15 protein-coding genes are annotated in these 15056 nt (G+C 63.6%); 8 read left to right on the top strand and 7 right to left on the bottom strand.

The window, feature by feature from the left end; translation table 11 throughout:
• The first annotated feature begins 15 nt into the window (after positions 1-15).
• Together HBO05_RS24820 and HBO05_RS24815 are read left to right on the top strand one after the other, a co-directional pair.
• Positions 16-267 (top strand): type II toxin-antitoxin system HicA family toxin, encoded by a 252-nt coding sequence (locus HBO05_RS24820; RefSeq protein WP_057439099.1) that lies wholly within the window; start codon positions 16-18, stop codon positions 265-267.
• On the top strand, positions 264-629 hold the full coding sequence (locus tag HBO05_RS24815; protein ID WP_169954779.1) for a type II toxin-antitoxin system HicB family antitoxin: 366 nt from the start codon (positions 264-266) through the stop codon (positions 627-629). The genes HBO05_RS24820 and HBO05_RS24815 overlap by 4 nt, the downstream gene beginning before the upstream one ends.
• A 1-nt stretch (position 630) precedes the next feature.
• Here the strand turns inward: HBO05_RS24815 and HBO05_RS24810 are convergent, their stop codons facing one another.
• Positions 631-1803 (bottom strand): MFS transporter, encoded by a 1173-nt coding sequence (locus HBO05_RS24810; protein WP_169954780.1) that lies wholly within the window; start codon positions 1801-1803, stop codon positions 631-633.
• Positions 1804-1934: 131 nt separating this feature from the next.
• On the opposite strand from HBO05_RS24810, the gene HBO05_RS24805 reads away from it, so the two are divergent.
• Positions 1935-2519 carry a TetR/AcrR family transcriptional regulator gene (locus tag HBO05_RS24805; RefSeq protein ID WP_169954781.1) on the top strand — a complete coding sequence of 195 codons (585 nt, stop codon included), beginning with the start codon at positions 1935-1937 and terminating at the stop codon, positions 2517-2519.
• Positions 2520-2541: 22 nt separating this feature from the next.
• Here HBO05_RS24805 and HBO05_RS24800 read toward each other — a convergent pair whose 3' ends face one another.
• From HBO05_RS24800 to HBO05_RS24785, 4 genes are all read right to left on the bottom strand, one after another.
• The gene (locus HBO05_RS24800; RefSeq protein ID WP_169954782.1) at positions 2542-4062 is read right to left on the bottom strand and encodes an MDR family MFS transporter; all 1521 of its coding nucleotides are present in this window, start codon (positions 4060-4062) and stop codon (positions 2542-2544) included.
• Entirely contained in the window at positions 4052-5203 is a 1152-nt protein-coding gene (locus HBO05_RS24795; protein WP_172314463.1) for an HlyD family secretion protein, read from the bottom strand. The genes HBO05_RS24800 and HBO05_RS24795 overlap by 11 nt, the downstream gene beginning before the upstream one ends.
• Complete coding sequence (locus tag HBO05_RS24790) at positions 5200-6678, bottom strand: TolC family protein (protein ID WP_172314461.1); 1479 nt, start codon at positions 6676-6678, stop codon at positions 5200-5202. The genes HBO05_RS24795 and HBO05_RS24790 overlap by 4 nt, the downstream gene beginning before the upstream one ends.
• 114 nt (positions 6679-6792) lie before the next feature.
• A complete protein-coding gene (locus tag HBO05_RS24785; RefSeq protein ID WP_170043706.1) occupies positions 6793-7536 on the bottom strand; it encodes a helix-turn-helix transcriptional regulator in 744 nt (247 codons plus the stop codon).
• A 161-nt stretch (positions 7537-7697) separates the two neighbouring features.
• On the opposite strand from HBO05_RS24785, the gene HBO05_RS24780 reads away from it, so the two are divergent.
• The 4 genes from HBO05_RS24780 (at position 7698) to HBO05_RS24765 (ending at position 12066) form a co-directional block, all read left to right on the top strand.
• On the top strand, positions 7698-8498 hold the full coding sequence (locus HBO05_RS24780) for a glucose 1-dehydrogenase (protein ID WP_169954786.1): 801 nt from the start codon (positions 7698-7700) through the stop codon (positions 8496-8498).
• Positions 8491-10317, top strand: a complete 1827-nt coding sequence (locus HBO05_RS24775; RefSeq protein WP_172314459.1) for a glycoside hydrolase family 15 protein — start codon at positions 8491-8493, stop codon at positions 10315-10317. The genes HBO05_RS24780 and HBO05_RS24775 overlap by 8 nt, the downstream gene beginning before the upstream one ends.
• Positions 10318-10523: 206 nt before the next feature.
• Entirely contained in the window at positions 10524-11096 is a 573-nt protein-coding gene (locus tag HBO05_RS24770) for a GNAT family protein (RefSeq protein ID WP_172314529.1), read from the top strand.
• A 37-nt stretch (positions 11097-11133) separates the two neighbouring features.
• Entirely contained in the window at positions 11134-12066 is a 933-nt protein-coding gene (locus HBO05_RS24765; protein WP_172314457.1) for an alpha/beta hydrolase, read from the top strand.
• On the opposite strand, the gene HBO05_RS24760 is transcribed toward HBO05_RS24765, so the two are convergent.
• Positions 12036-13004, bottom strand: a complete 969-nt coding sequence (locus tag HBO05_RS24760; RefSeq protein ID WP_172314455.1) for an AraC family transcriptional regulator — start codon at positions 13002-13004, stop codon at positions 12036-12038. The genes HBO05_RS24765 and HBO05_RS24760 overlap by 31 nt on opposite strands.
• Before the next feature lie 90 nt (positions 13005-13094).
• Here HBO05_RS24760 and inhA point away from each other — a divergent pair, with 90 nt between their 5' ends.
• Positions 13095-13775, top strand: a complete 681-nt coding sequence (gene inhA / locus HBO05_RS24755) for an isonitrile hydratase (protein ID WP_169954790.1) — start codon at positions 13095-13097, stop codon at positions 13773-13775.
• A 399-nt stretch (positions 13776-14174) separates the two neighbouring features.
• Here inhA and HBO05_RS24750 read toward each other — a convergent pair whose 3' ends face one another.
• A complete protein-coding gene (locus tag HBO05_RS24750) occupies positions 14175-14804 on the bottom strand; it encodes a LysE family translocator (RefSeq protein ID WP_172314453.1) in 630 nt (209 codons plus the stop codon).
• Between the last annotated feature and the right edge of the window lie 252 nt (positions 14805-15056).

The raw sequence follows: 15056 nt of genomic DNA, 5'->3' as shown, positions 1-15056 counted from the left end.
CACGCAGGGAACGCCGTGTCCAAAAATGAAAAGCTGCTCGCCAAACTGCTCAACCTGCAGATGGCATTTACCTGGCCCGAGCTCGTCACGTTGCTGGGCTGGCTGGGTTATCGACAAATCGAAGGGGCTGGGAGCCGCGTCAAGTTCGACATTGGCGACCCGAGTGCAATGATCACCCTGCACAAGCCCCACCCTGGCAATGAGCTGAAGTACTACATTCGGCGCCAGATCATTGAACAGTTGGAATCAGGAGGCTTGATTCAATGAGCAACCAGTTGAGACACAAAGGCTACATCGGCTCCATAGAAGCCAGCGTCGAGGACAATTGCCTGTTCGGCAAGCTGCTGTTTATCCGCCCGCTGGTCAGCTACGAAGGCCAGACCGTGGCCCAGTTGGAAGCGGCCTTTCGCGAGGCCGTGGAGGATTACCTGGCTACTTGCCAGACCCTGGGCCAGACACCGGAAAAGCCCTGCAAAGGCTCGTTCAATGTGCGGGTCGGCCATGATCTGCACCTGGCCGCGGCCCTGGCGGCGACGCAGAAAAAGGTCACGCTCAACGACCTGACGCGCCAGGCGTTGCACGAGTTCCTGCGCCATCACGGTGCGGACAGTCACCCCGCCCTGGGGTGACTCATCCCAGGCGGCGGTAGCCCAGCACCGCGGCCACCAGCACCACCGCGCCGGCCACCAGCGCCACCCAGAACCCGCTGGGGGCGCCAGATTGGTCGATCATCCAGCCGGAACTGGCAGCACCGATGGCCACGCCGATGCTCAAGCCCGTGATCAGCCAGGTCATGCCTTCGGTCAGGCGGCTGGGTGGCACGACCCGTTCCACCAGGGCCATGGACACAATCAGCGTCGGCGCAAAAAACAGCCCGGAGACAAACACCGCCAGCGACAGCCCGAGAATGTCCCCCACCCACAACAACGGCAGGGTGGTCAACGCCGTGGCCAGGCCACACAGCAGGAACTGCCGGGGCAACGGCATGTGCAGTTTCAACGCGCCAAAGGCCAACCCCGCCAGGCACGAGCCAATGGCATACACCGACAGCACGATGCTCGCGGCAGCCGGCTGGCCCTGATGCTCGGCAAACGCCACGCTGACCACATCCACCACCCCGACAATGGTGCCCATGGCCATCAGCAGGATCATCAACACCAGCACCGAAGGTTGGGTAATCAGCCAGCGGCCATGCTGCTCAAGCTGTGCATGGACGGCAGGCTCCGTCTGTTTTTGCAGGACGAACGTGCTCACCCCGACCGCCAGCAAGGCCGCCCCCACCAGGGGCCCGGCTTCCGGAAACAGCAGCACACACAACCCCACCGACAGCGGCGGGCCGAGGATAAAACACACCTCGTCGAGCACCGATTCCAGGGCAAAGGCGGTTTGCAAACGCGGCTGGCCGCGATAGATCTCGGTCCAGCGCGCCCGCACCATGGCCGACATGTTGGGCATGCACCCGGCCAGGGCGGCAAAGATAAACAGAGTCCAGTCCGGCGCCTGCAAGCGGGTGCACAGCAATAGCAACAGCAACGCCCCCCCGCCAATCATCGCCGCCACCGGCAAGACACGGCCCTGGCCGTAACGGTCCACCAGCCGTGAAACCTGCGGCGCGCAAAAGGCCGTGGCCAGGGCAAACGTCGCCGCCACCGCGCCCGCCAGCCCATAGCCGCCGCGAAGCTGCGACAACATGGTGATCAACCCGATACCGGTCATGGAAATCGGCATGCGGGCGAGCATGCCAGCCGATACAAAAGCCCTGGAGCCTGGCGCCTTGAACAGCTCGGCGTAGGGGTTTGCCATGGTGCGTGACCTCTTGCTGGGAGCCCTGGAGCTGGCCATTCGATGAAATATATACGGTGCGTATGTGACAAATCATGAGTAATATACGCAGCGTATGTCAACCACTCACCCGCAAATAACGAGCGTTTCCCATGAGCCGAGCCCGCGCCGAGATGATCGAACAAACCCGTGCCCGCCTGCTTGCCAGCGCCCGCCAGGCCTTTGCCGCCCAAGGCTTTGCCAATACCTCGATGGATGACTTCACCGCCCGCGCCGGCCTGACCCGTGGAGCGTTGTACCATCACTTTGGCGACAAAAAAGGCTTATTGGCGGCGGTAGTCGCGCAACTCGACGGCGAGATGGATCAACGTCTACAGCAGATCAGCGCCCAGGCCGAAAACCCCTGGGATGGTTTTTGCGAACGCTGTCGCGCCTATCTGCGCATGGCCCAGGACCCCGAGATCCAGCGCATCGTGCTGCAAGATGCACCGGCAGTACTTGGCGAAAACACCGCAGCCCAGCAGCAATGCATCCAATCATTGCGCGGGCTGCTGGAGGGGTTGATGCACGCCGGGCTGGTTGAACAGGCCCCCAGCCTGGCGCTGGCCCGATTGATCAATGGCAGCCTGGTGGATACGGCGCAATGGATTGCCCATGCCGAACGCCCGGACGAACGCCTGGAGCAAGCGCTGCAAGGCTTGGAGTTGCTGCTGCGGGGGCTGAAACCCAATCGCTGAATTGCTCAACCCGCGACAGCCATCAAGTGCGACGAAGCAGCAACGCCGCCACCGCACACAAGGTCAGCGCCACACACGCCAGGTAGAACGCGTCGCTGTAAGCCATCAAAAATGCCTGGTGCCGCACGCTCTGGTCGAGCAACTCCAGCACTTGCTGCTGCTGCGGCCATTGCTCCTGCAACACGCCGCCGCCCGGCAAATGTTGCTGCAAAGCAGGTTCGAAAATGCTCAGCGACTCACCGATGCGCGCCGAATGCACCTGCTCGCGCACCACCACCAGTTGCGCCAGCAAGGCCGTGCCCACCGCACCGCCCAGGTTGCGCAGCATCGAGAACACCGCCGAGGCCGAACCGGACTGCGCCTTGGCCAGCCCATGCACGGCCAGCACCGACAGCGCCACCATGATCAACGGCTGGCCAATGCCGCGCACCACGATCGAGGGGATGATCACGTTACTGGCGCTGTCTGCCGACAAATGCGCGCCCATCCAACAGCCCAAAGCCATGATCGCAAAACCCGAAGCCACGAGGATTTTCGCGCTCAACCACTTCATCAGCCGCGGCAGGAACGGCGCCAGCACCAGTTGCACCAAACCATAGGCAATCAGGCTGATGCCAATTTCACTGGCGTTGTAGCCCTGCATCTGGGACAGGTAGTTGGGCACCAGAAATACCAGGCCATACGTACTGGCGCCGAAGATAAACATCGCCACGCTGGCGACGCCAAAGTTGTAGTGCGCCAACAACCGCAGGTTGATAAAGCTCTTGCTGCCCCACAATTGCCGGCCGACAAAACCCACCAACCCCACTACCGCCGCCAGGCTCATCCACACAATAAAGGAGGAGCCGAACCAGTCCTTGCGCCCACCCTCCTCCAGCACGATCTGCAATGCCCCCAACCCCAGCACCATGCAGGCGATGCCCAGCCAGTCGCCCTGGCGCAGCAACCCAAGGTTCATCGGCTGGCGGTCGATGGACCAGGCCACGGCCGCCAACAGGGCAACGCCGGGAAACAGTTGCAGGTAGAAGATCCAGCGCCACGAATAAACATCAGTCAGCCAGCCACCAATGGACGGCCCCGCAGCCTGGGCCACACTGTTGGCCAGGCTGAACAGCGCCATGCCCAGGGGGATCTTGCTGGCGGGCAACTCAGTGATGATCAACTGGAACGACAACGGAATCAGCACCGCCCCCGCCGCGCCCTGGATGACCCGGATGATGATCATCACCGGCAGGTTAGGCGCCATCGAGCACGCCACCGAGGCCACCAGAAACACCCCGGAGCCCCACAACATCACCCGCCGCAACGAAAACACCTGCACCAGCCAGGCAGTGAGCGGGATCATGATGATTTCCGCCACCAGATAGGCCGTGGAAATCCACGAACCCTCCTCGAACGTAGCCCCCAGGGCCCCTTCGATTTCCGGCAGGGCGGCGCTGGTGACATGCACGTTCATGCCGGCCATGAAACACCCGAACAAGCCACCGATCACCGCGACCCAGGCGCGAAACGATACGTTCGAGGTGCGTGCATCAGCCTCCATGGGAACCGTCCTGCTGGCTGGCCGGACGGGTGTCCACCGTGGCGATCACCGACATTCCCGGCAAGATGACGGGCGCATTCGCCGCGTCGGTCACCAGGCGGATCTTCACCGCAAAGCGCTGCACGATCTTGGTGAAATTGCCGGTGGCGTTGTCCGGCGGCAACAAGGCAAACACCGCGCCGGAACCGGGCGCGATGCTTTCCACCTGGCCGCGCCAGTGCTGGCCGGAAAAACTGTCCACCGCGATATCCACCGATTGCCCCGGCGCCATGTGTTGCAACTGGGTTTCCTTGTAGTTGGCGATCACATAGGCCTGCTCCACCGGCACCACTGCCAGCAACGGCAGGCCCGGCATCACGTACTGCTGGCGACGCACCTTGCGCTGGCCCACGACCCCATCGAACGGCGCGCGGATCGCCGTGTCATTCAAGGCGTTGCGGGCCAGGGCCAGTTTGGCCTGGGCCTCGCCCACCCGGGCCTGGGATTGGGCAATCCGCGCCTGGGCCTGTTGGCGGCGCGCCTGCAACACCTGGCACTGGGCCTGCTGCCGGGCCACTTGGGCACGGGCCTCGGTCACTGCCGCCAGCGCCTTGGCCTGGCCGGCACTGGCGGTTTCCAGACGCTCACGGGTAGCAATCTGCTGGTCCACCAGGTCGCGATAACGCAGGAAGTCCAGGCGCGCACGATGAGCCTCGGCCTCGCTGCTGCTCAACGCAGCCTGGGCCTGGACGATGCGTTGTTGCTGCTCGCCCAGGCGTGCGTCCAGGGTATGCAGGCTGGACTGGCGCGCCGTTGCCGCTGCCCGGGCTTGCTGCAACTTGGCCTCGGTGCTGTGCAACTGTTCGATAAAGTCGCGTTCATCCAGGCGTACCAGCACATCCCCGGCCTTGACCGGCTGGTTGTCCTCCACCAGAACCTGGGCCACGTAGCCGGCGATGCGTGGGCTGATTGCCACCCAATCGGCGCGCACGTAGGCATCGTCGGTTTCTTCAAGGAATCGCCCCCATTGCCACCAATACCCGGCAAACAGCCCCAGCCCCAACAGCGTCGCCAGGGATGCGCCCGTCAGCAATGCACGGCGATGGCGTTGCATCAAGCTGGGAGTGGATTGCAGGATGGCGGGTTCAACAGCCTGGTTCATGGCGTGGCTCCAAGGGTCGCAAGGGGGATGGGTTGAGGGTGATCGTCACGTTGCCAGCCGCCACCTAGGGCCTGGAACAGGTCGATCTGGCGGTTGATCAAGCGCAGGTCGGCCTGGGCCAGGGTGGCCTGCAGGTTGACCAGGCTGCGCTCGCTGTCCAGCAGTTGCAGGGCATCGAGGGCGCCGGCCCGAAAACTGCGGTTGGCCAGCTCAAACGCCCGCTGGCTGCTGTCCAGCGCGGCTTGCAGGGCCTGGCGGCGTTGCTGTTCGCCCTGATACAAGGCCAGGGCTTGCTCGACCTGTTTCAAGGCATTGAGTACCGTGCCGTCAAAACGCGCCTGGGCCTCGCGCGCCTGGGCCCGGCGCTGGCCCACCTGGGCCTGGGCAACGCCGCGATGGGGAAAGCGCCAGGACAGCAACGGCCCCACGGAATACACCAGCGCCTCACTGTCCCCCAACTTGCCCAGGCTGCTGGCGGAAGACTCCAGCGCGGCACCGAACGTCACCCGCGGATACAAATCTGCGCGCGCGACACCGATGGCCAGCGTGGCCGCTTGCAGTTGGCGCTCGGCACGCCGGATATCGGCACGCCGCTGCACCAGCGCCCAGCCGTCTCCCACCGGCAGCGGCGCCTGCAATTGCGGGGGTCGGGCACAGCTGTTGCGGGCCACGTCCTGGGGCGCCACCCCACTGAGCACCGCCAATTCATACAGCGCGGCCTGGCGGCGGGCAGTCAACATTGGCAACGGCGCACGGGTTTCTTCCAGCAGGCCATCGAGGCGCGCCAGGTCCAGCGCCGTCGCCGCCCCGGCTTTCTGCAACGCGCGGGTGACTTCTACACTGCGCTCCAACACTTGCACCGAATGACGCTGCACCTGGCGGCTGAACTCATAGACGCAGGCCTGGCCATAGGCGCGGGTGATCTGCGCGGCCACCGTCACCCGCCATTCATCTTCCAGCGCGCGCGCCGCATCCGCATCGGCGCGGGCGGCGGCCAGGCGATAACGCACCTCGCCCCACAGCTCCAGGGTGTAGCTCAGGGCGAATCCGGGCGTATGGCTCCATTGCGCGTCGGCATGTTTACCGCTCGCCTGGGCCAGGGTCTGGTCGTCTCGGCTGCGGCCATAGCCCACGCCGTAGGTCAGCAGGCTCGAGGGTTGGCGCTCGCTGTCGACCTGTTCCAGGCGGGCCAGCAACGCGTCGACATGGGCGGCGGCAGCCTCCAGGTCTTTGTTGTGGCTCAAGGCCTGCTCGACCAGCCGGTCCAATTGCGGGTCGCGGTACAACTGCCACCAGCGCTGGGGCAGCGGCTGGGTGGCCGAGCCACTGGACAATTGCGGCGCCGCCTGGGCTGTCAACTGCGCGGCTGGCTCGTCGGGCAGGCCGCTGCATCCGGCCAGCGTGCCCAGCAGAAGCAGGGTCAGGGATGCCGGGGATCGATGGCTAGTGGGTGGATGAACGACAAGGCTGGGCATCACAAAGCTCGCTGAAGAATGAGCTTTGCAGATTAGGCATGCACCCTGGCGGATTCGCCCGCGCCAGGGCCATGTATCGTCGCCAAATGGACAATTGGGTTACATGAAGCAACATCAGGCCCCGGGACGGAAATGACTCGGCGGATATCCCAGCGAACGACGAAACATCGCGCTGAATGCGCTCGGGCTCTGGTAACCATGCTCCAGCGCCACCTCCAGGATCGAAGCGCCCTGGGCCAGCAGCTTCAGGCTCAGGGCCAGGCGCGCACGCTTGCGCCACTCGCCAAAGCTCATGCCCAATTCCCGCTGGAAAATCCGGCTCAGGGTGCGCGCGCTCATGTTCAGGGTCTCGGCCCAGGACTCCAGGCTGCTGTCATCGGATGGGTTGCGGATAAACCGGTTACATAGCCGGGCCAAGCGCGCTTCGCCGGGAACCGGCACATGCATGGCCACCACCGGTGCAGCCAGCAGCTCCATGCGGATCAGCTCCACCATGGCCTGCAAGCGTGGGCTGTTCTGGCCGGCGATCTGTGTGGCGGCCACGATCAGCTCGCGCAGCAGGGCCGAGACCTCGATCACCTGGCAGGTCCGGCCCAGGCTTGGCTCCACCTCAGGTATCAGGAACAAGGTGCGCATGTGCACCTCGCCGGCCATACGGATCTCGTGGGGCGTCCCGGCGGGTACCCACAACGCATGCCCGGACGGCACCAGCCAACTGCCCTGGGCGGTGCTGACCACCATCACTCCGGTGACCCCGTGAATCAGTTGCGCCTGGGTATGACAATGGGGGTGGACCACTTCGTCGTTGCGGTAGTTGTCGGCATAAGCCTCAAGCCAAGGCCGGTGCGCAGTTGTCATGGGCAGCGTCTCACGTCATCGAGCCGCTGATTCTAACCAAAAGCCCGCTGGCGAAAACGATAGATATAGACAGCCATCGTCGCATTTCAGACAAGCCGCTGAACTTGTGCCGCGCACCATCAGTCAGCTCAATGGACTCCTGAAGAAAGGTTGGGTGGACAATGCGCATCTCGTTGGAACAACAAGTGGCCGTGGTCACCGGGGCCAGCTCCGGCATCGGCGCAGGCGCCGCCAAAGCGTTGGCCGCCGCCGGCGCGGCGGTGGTGGTGAACTACAACAGCCAGGCAGAACCCGCCCAGGCCCTGGCCGCGCAGATCAACCAGGCCGGTGGCCGGGCCCTGGCGATCGGTGCCGACGTGTCCAGGGAGGCCGATGTCGAGCGCCTGTTTGCGCAAACCCTCGACGCCTTCGGCCACCTGGACATCCTGGTGGCCAACTCGGGCCTGCAGAAAGACGCCGCCATCAGCGACATGACCCTTGAGCAATGGAACGCGGTGATTGGCGTCAACCTCACCGGCCAGTTCCTCTGCGCCCGCGCCGCCTTGCGCATTTTCAACCGCCAGGGTGTGCGAGTCGGCGTATCGCGGGCTGCCGGCAAGATCATCCATATGAGTTCGGTGCACCAGTTGATCCCCTGGGCCGGCCACGTCAATTACGCGGCCTCCAAGGGCGGCGTCGAGATGCTGATGCGCAGCCTCGCCCAGGAAGTCAGCCACCAACGGATCCGCATCAACGGCATCGCGCCGGGGGCGATCCGCACGGCCATCAACCGCGCCGCCACCGAGGGCGATGCCGAGCAGCAGTTGCTCAAACTGATCCCCTATGGCCGCGTTGGCGACGTGGAGGATGTGGCCAACGCCGTGGTCTGGCTGGCCAGTGATGCGTCCGACTATGTGGTGGGCAGCACCTTGTTTATCGACGGCGGCATGAGCCTTTATCCGGAGTTCAAAGACAATGGTTGATCTGAAAAACGAAGCGCAAAGCGCCATCGACGCCCACGGCATCATCGGCGACATGCGCAGTGCAGCGCTGATCAACGACCAGGGCAGCATCGATTTTTTCTGCTGGCCGGAATTCGACAGCCCGTCGATCTTCTGCTCACTGCTCGACTCCCCCGCCGCCGGGATCTTCCAGCTCACCCCAGACCTGCCAGAGGCGCGCCGCGAACAAATCTACCTGCCGGACACCAACGTCCTGCAAACCCGCTGGCTGAGCGATGAGGCGGTGGTGGAAATCACCGACCTGCTGAGCATCAGCGACGACGTCGACGACCTGCCCCTGCTGATCCGCCGCGTGCGGGTGGTGAGCGGCAAGGCCACCTTGCATATGCGCTGCGCGGTACGCCATGACTATGCCCGGGCGCCCACCCGGGCTACGGCGGATAAGACCGATGTATGTTTCCAAGCCCCGGGCCTGCCCGGCCTGCGCCTGGCCAGCAGCCTACCGGTACAGATCGAGGACGATGCCGCTGTTGCCTGCTTTACCCTGGACCAGGACCAGGGCGCCGAATTTGTCCTTGGCGGCCTCGACGATGTGCGTGTCGACAGTGGCGGCACCGACCTGTGCCTGCAACGCACCCTGCAGTTCTGGCGCGGCTGGCTGGCGCAGTCCAACTACCGTGGCCGCTGGCGGGAAATGGTCAACCGCTCGGCCCTGGCCCTGAAGCTTTTGACCTCGCGCAAACACGGAGCGATCCTCGCAGCGGCCACCTTCGGCCTGCCCGAAAGCCCCGGCGGCGAGCGCAATTGGGACTACCGCTACACCTGGATCCGCGACGCCTCGTTCACCGTCTATGCCTTTATGCGCCTGGGGTTTGTCCAGGAAGCCAATGACTACATGCGCTGGCTGCGCGGGCGCGTCAGCGACTGCTGCGGGCAGCCGATGAAAATCAATATCCTGTATGGCATCGACGGCCGCCAACAGCTGCCGGAAACCGAGTTGACCCACCTCAGCGGCCACGGCGGCGCGCAACCGCTGCGCATTGGCAATGAGGCCTTTGACCAGGTGCAACTGGATATCTTTGGCGAACTGATGGACGCGGTGTACCTGGTCAACAAGTACGGCGAGGCCATCTCCCATGAAGGCTGGAAACACACCCTGGAAGTGGTGGACCAGGTGTGCGAAACCTGGAACCAGAAAGACGTCGGCATCTGGGAGATGCGTGGCGAGCAGCATCACTTCCTGCACTCGCGGCTGATGTGCTGGGTGGCGCTCGACCGGGCGATACGCCTGGCCTCCAAACGCTCGCTGCCAGCCCCGTTCGCCCGCTGGGACCAGACCCGCCAGGCGATTTATGAAGATATCTGGAGCAACTTCTGGAACGCCGAACGCGGGCATTTCGTGCAGCACATCGGCAGCACTGCACTGGATGGGTCGATGCTGTTGATGCCCCTGGTGCGCTTCGTGGCGGCTACCGACCCGCGCTGGCTGTCGACCCTGGAGGCCATCCAGAAAAGCCTGGTGCGCGACGGCATGGTGTACCGCTACCGCAATGACGACAGCCAGATTGACGGCTTGCAAGGCACAGAGGGAGCGTTTACCGCCTGTTCATTCTGGTACGTCGAATGCCTGGCCCGCGCGGGGCAAGTGGAAAAGGCCCACCTGGAGTTCGAGCAACTGCTGCGCTATGCCAACCCGCTGGGGCTGTATGCCGAAGAGTTCGACAGCCAGGCACGGCATCTAGGCAACACGCCCCAGGCCTTGAGCCATTTGGCGCTGATCAGCGCGGCGACGTTTCTGGATCGCAAGTTGAGTGGGGAAAAAACCGTGTGGCAACCTTGAGAATCGAGCAGCGAAGTGAAACCCTTGTAGAAGCTATCAGGCAACCTCCACATTGGCTGCACCGACGCCATCGCTACCTCGCTAAAGCTCGACCGCTCCACCTTTGATCTTTGCTACCTTGAGCAAGCTATCTGCCTGCCCCCTCCTGTATTCAAGGAACGAATATGAACCCGCCCCTGGCGCCCGACAATGTTCAGTCGATACCCATGCCAACCGCGCCACACCACAGGGATGCGTTCCCCACCCTGCACACTGAACGTTTGCACCTGCGGGAGTTGACCCCCCACGACGCCCCGGCGCTGTTCGCGATCTATCGCGACGCCGAGGCCATGCCCTGGTTTGGCATTGATCCCATGACCGATGTATCCCAGGCCCACGCCCTGATCGCCACCTTCGCTCAATGGCGGACCCAGGCCAATCCGGGCACGCGCTGGGGTCTGGAATGTGAAGGCAGGTTGATTGGCACCTGTGGGCTGTTCAAATGGAATCGCCAGTGGAACAGCTGCGCCCTGGCCTGCGAGCTGGCACCGGCGGCCAGGGGCAAAGGCTTGATGAACGAGGCCCTGGGCAGCGTGCTCGATTGGGGCTTTGCGCAGATGCAACTGCATCGTGTCGAAGCGCTGGTTCATCCGCGCAACCTGGCGTCCCAGGCGCTGCTGGGGCGCCTGGGTTTTAGCCGCGAAGGCGTGCTGCGCGAGGCCGGGTTTTGGGCGGGGCGTTATCAGGACCTGCAAGTGTTTTCGCTGCTGGCCCATGAACACGCAAAGGTTTCGCGCTAAAGTCCAGGCTCCCTGCTGTGACCCTAACGGAGTCCCAATGAGCCCCTCGATCGCGCTGCTGTATATCCGCACTCCCATGCTCGATATCGCCTACGAAGCCCATGGCCCGGCCGACGGCGAAGTGGTGATTCTGCTGCACGGTTTTCCCTATGACCCTCGCGGCTACGATGCCATCGCGCCGGTGTTGGCCGAGGCTGGCTATCGCGTGCTGGTGCCTTACCTGCGCGGCTACGGCCCGACCCGCTTTGCCCACGCCCAGGTAATGCGCTCCGGCCAACAGGCGGCGCTGGCCAAGGACCTGCTGGATTTCATGGACGCCCTGTCCATCGACCAGGCAGCCCTTGCTGGTTATGACTGGGGCGGGCGCGCCGCGTGCATTGTCGCGGCGCTTTGGCCCACGCGCGTACGCTGCCTGGTCACAGGTGATGGCTACAACATTCAGGACATTGCCAAGTCCGTCCAGCCACGCGCGCCGGTCACGGAGCATCGGTTGTGGTACCAGTTCTATTTCCACACCCAACGGGGTGTCGATGGCCTGACCGCCAACCGCGGCGAGCTGTGTGAACTGCTGTGGTCACTCTGGTCGCCCTCCTGGGCCGAGGGGCCGAGCCTTTACCCGCAGACGGCGCCCTCGTTTGATAACCCGGACTTTGTGGAGGTGGTGATCCACTCCTATCGCCATCGTTTCATGTATGCCGAGGGTGATCCGGCGCTGGAAGGGATTGAACAGGCGCTGGTGCAGCCGCCGCCGATTTCGGTGCCAAGCATTTCGCTGTGCGGCGCCGACGACGGTGTCGGCCCGGCTCCCGAGGTGGATGACGACGTGGGCAATTTCAGCGGACTCTATCGACGCCGGGTGCTCGCCGGGGTGGGCCACAATATTCCCCAGGAAGCACCGCAGGCCACCCTCGATGCATTGTTTGAACTGCTGGAGCAGACTCACGCCGGCGCCGCAAACCGCTCGCGATAAAGCTGCGGGGTGATCGACAACGCGCGGATAAAACTGCGGCGCATGGTTTCTTCGCTGCCAAAGCCGCATTGCGCCGCGATGCGCTTGATTGCCACGGTGCTGTCGGCCAGTTGCCGGCGTGCGGTTTCCACGCGGATCAGTTCCACCGCCCGGGCCGGGGTCTGGCCGGTTTCGGCGCGGTAATGGCGTACGAAGCTGCGTTCGCTCATGCCACACGCAGCCGCCAGGGTCGGGATGTTCAAGTTAAGGTGCAGGTGCTCGGCAATCCACGCATGCAATTGACTGAAGCGGCTGCCGCCCTTTTGCAGGGACAGGGTGACGCTGAACTGCGACTGCCCACCGGGTCGTTTGAGAAACACCACCAGGTGCCGCGCTACTTCCAGGGCCACCGCGCGGCCCAGGTCCTGTTCCACCAGGGCCAGGCACAAATCGATACCAGCCGTGACCCCCGCCGAAGTCCAGAGCGAGCCCTGCTGGATAAAGATCGGGTTGGCCTCGACCCGCAGCCTGGGGTATTTAAGCGCCAGTTCCTCGCAGCGCGTCCAGTGGGTGGCGACACGGCAGCCGTCCAGCAGGCCACTGGCGGCCAACAGGAAGGCACCGGTACACACCGAGGTGATGCGCCGCGACTGCTTGGCTTTTTGCCGCACCCACTCCACCAGTTGCGGATCATCGGCCGCCCCATACACGCCCCAGCCACCAGCGATCACCAGGGTGTCGCAAGGCGTATCGGCGGCAGGCAACGGCTCGGCCACCAGGGCCAGGCCGGCAGAGGTCATCACCGGCTCGGCCTGGGCGGCAACCACGTTGACCGCATAGGGCAACGGCAAACCTTGCTGGCGGGCCAGGTCGTTGGCCGAGGCAAACACTTGCAACGGCCCGGTGACGTCGAGTACCTGCACGTTGGCAAAGGCCAGCACATGGATGATTTTCGGCATGATTGGCGTGATTCGTGGGCTCAATGGCGTATACGCCAAAGCCTAGGCCACTAGAGTGAAGCCGTCCATCCCCTCTCCTGGAGTTTCACCATGACCTTGCAGATCGGCTTTGTGTTGTTCCCCGGCATCCAGCAACTGGACCTCACCGGCCCCTACGACGTACTGGCGTCATTGCCGGACGTAAAGTTGCACCTGATCTGGAAAGACTTGGCGCCGATCACTTCCAGCAGCGGGTTGGTGCTGTCGCCGACCATCACCTACGACCATTGCCCGACGCTGGACGTGATCTGCGTACCGGGCGGCTCGGGGGTTGGGCCGCTGATGGAAGATGAGCCGACCCTGGACTTTCTGCGGGCACAATCCCAGACCGCGCGCTATGTGACGTCGGTGTGTACCGGCTCGCTGGTGCTGGGAGCGGCGGGTTTGCTGCGCGGGCGGCGGGCCACCACGCATTGGGCCTATCACGAGATGCTGGCCACTTTGGGCGCGACTGCGGTGCAGGAGCGTGTAGTACGCGACGGCAATCTGTTCACCGGGGGCGGCATCACGGCGGGGATCGACTTTGCCCTGACCCTGGCCGCCGAGCTGTACGGCGAGGCGGCGGCGCAGTTGGTGCAATTGCAGCTTGAATATGCGCCAGCCCCGCCCTTCAATGCCGGCCGCCCGGACACCGCGCCACGGCCGGTGCTGGACGAGGCGAATAAGCGCACCGCTGAATCACGCAAGACCCGGGGCGAAATTGCCGCACGGGCGGCGGCGCGGCTGGGCTGAAGGCCGGACGCTTTTCCCTTGTGGGAGCTGGCTTGCTCGCGAAGACGTCGGCCCAGCAAACATTGATGTTGACTGACCCACTGCTTTCGCGAGCAAGCCCGCTCCCACAGGGGATGTGCGTCGGGGCAGAAGCCTGGGCCACACCACAAATCAAAGGTAGGAGCTGGCTTGCCTGCGATGGCGGTATACCAGCCGCCAAAAATAATGGCCGAACTGCCGCTATCGCAGGCAAGCCCGCTCCCACAGGGGATGTGCGTCGGGGCAGAAGCTTGGGCCACACCACAAATCAAAGGTGGGAACTGGCTTGCCTGCGATGGCGGTATACCAGCCGCCAAAAATAATGGCTGAACCGCCGCTATCGCGGGTAAGCCCGCTCCCACAAGGAGAGGCATCTGCCATTTACAAGCTGCGCGGCATCACCGCCAGGCGCACGGCCAACACCGTCAGCACCGTGGCCACCCCCCATTTCTGCAGGCCGGCGGTTCTTTTACTACCGGCGAAAAACCGGCTGATCGCCCCGCCAAAAATCCCCAGTACCGCGTGAAATACGCCCGCAATCAGCGTCAGGACCACACCCAACTGCACCAATTGCAGGGCAATGGGGCCGGCTTCGGGTTTGACGAACTGCGGCAGGAACACCATGAAAAACAGCAGCGCCTTGGGGTTGAGCAGGCTGTTGAGCATGGCCCGCATAAACACCCCGCCCAGGCGTACCCGCACAACTTGGGCGGTATCCAGGGACGGTTTTTTCTGCAAGGTCTTGAACGCCAGCCACAGCAGGTAGACCACCCCGGCATAACGAATCAGGTCAAACGCCGGGGGCCAACTGGCCACCAACGCGGTGACACCGGTAGCGGTGAGTGCGGTCAGTAGCAGGTCGGCCACCCCGATCCCCAACCCCGCCGCCACCCCACCGCGCCAGCCATAGCTCACGCCATGACTGATGACAAAGGCCATGTTCGGCCCGGGCGACAGCAGCAACAGCAGCACGGAACCAGAGAAAACCGCCAGGGTTGGGAGATCGATCATGCTCAGCTCATCCGCCAGGGAAAACCGTAGATTAGTCTCACCCCTGGGCCAGATGCCAGCAGCCGCCAGAGAGTTCCTACAGATGCCGGCGCAGCCCGTCAAAAAAGCTTTTCCTGCCCGGCAGGATAATTCCCGCTTTTGTTTCTACACTCCAAAAAGCCATCACTTATTCTCGATTAATCTGAGAATACCGCAAAATATGTCAACAAACCGTCATCATAAGAGTATCTTATGACACTAGACGGCTAGACT

The sequence above is a fragment of the Pseudomonas sp. WS 5079 genome, assembly GCF_012985465.1.
In the GTDB taxonomy this organism is placed as follows: Bacteria; Pseudomonadota; Gammaproteobacteria; order Pseudomonadales; family Pseudomonadaceae; genus Aquipseudomonas.
The sequence above is the reverse complement of the archived record's forward strand: the minus strand, read 5'-3'. Positions and strand labels throughout refer to the sequence as shown.

Excerpts from the sequence above, each read along its gene's own strand:
- HBO05_RS24770 (WP_172314529.1), top strand. The coding sequence starts at position 10,524 with ATGCCAACCGCGCCACACCACAGGGATGCGTTCCCCACCCTGCACACT.
- inhA (WP_169954790.1), top strand. The coding sequence starts at position 13,095 with ATGACCTTGCAGATCGGCTTTGTGTTGTTCCCCGGCATCCAGCAACTG.
- HBO05_RS24805 (WP_169954781.1), top strand. The coding sequence starts at position 1,935 with ATGAGCCGAGCCCGCGCCGAGATGATCGAACAAACCCGTGCCCGCCTG.
- HBO05_RS24765 (WP_172314457.1), top strand. The coding sequence starts at position 11,134 with ATGAGCCCCTCGATCGCGCTGCTGTATATCCGCACTCCCATGCTCGAT.
- HBO05_RS24780 (WP_169954786.1), top strand. The coding sequence starts at position 7,698 with ATGCGCATCTCGTTGGAACAACAAGTGGCCGTGGTCACCGGGGCCAGC.
- HBO05_RS24750 (WP_172314453.1), bottom strand. The coding sequence starts at position 14,804 with ATGATCGATCTCCCAACCCTGGCGGTTTTCTCTGGTTCCGTGCTGCTG.
- HBO05_RS24795 (WP_172314463.1), bottom strand. The coding sequence starts at position 5,203 with ATGAACCAGGCTGTTGAACCCGCCATCCTGCAATCCACTCCCAGCTTG.
- HBO05_RS24815 (WP_169954779.1), top strand. The coding sequence starts at position 264 with ATGAGCAACCAGTTGAGACACAAAGGCTACATCGGCTCCATAGAAGCC.
- HBO05_RS24790 (WP_172314461.1), bottom strand. The coding sequence starts at position 6,678 with ATGCCCAGCCTTGTCGTTCATCCACCCACTAGCCATCGATCCCCGGCA.
- HBO05_RS24775 (WP_172314459.1), top strand. The coding sequence starts at position 8,491 with ATGGTTGATCTGAAAAACGAAGCGCAAAGCGCCATCGACGCCCACGGC.
- HBO05_RS24810 (WP_169954780.1), bottom strand. The coding sequence starts at position 1,803 with ATGGCAAACCCCTACGCCGAGCTGTTCAAGGCGCCAGGCTCCAGGGCT.
- HBO05_RS24785 (WP_170043706.1), bottom strand. The coding sequence starts at position 7,536 with ATGACAACTGCGCACCGGCCTTGGCTTGAGGCTTATGCCGACAACTAC.
- HBO05_RS24760 (WP_172314455.1), bottom strand. The coding sequence starts at position 13,004 with ATGCCGAAAATCATCCATGTGCTGGCCTTTGCCAACGTGCAGGTACTC.
- HBO05_RS24800 (WP_169954782.1), bottom strand. The coding sequence starts at position 4,062 with ATGGAGGCTGATGCACGCACCTCGAACGTATCGTTTCGCGCCTGGGTC.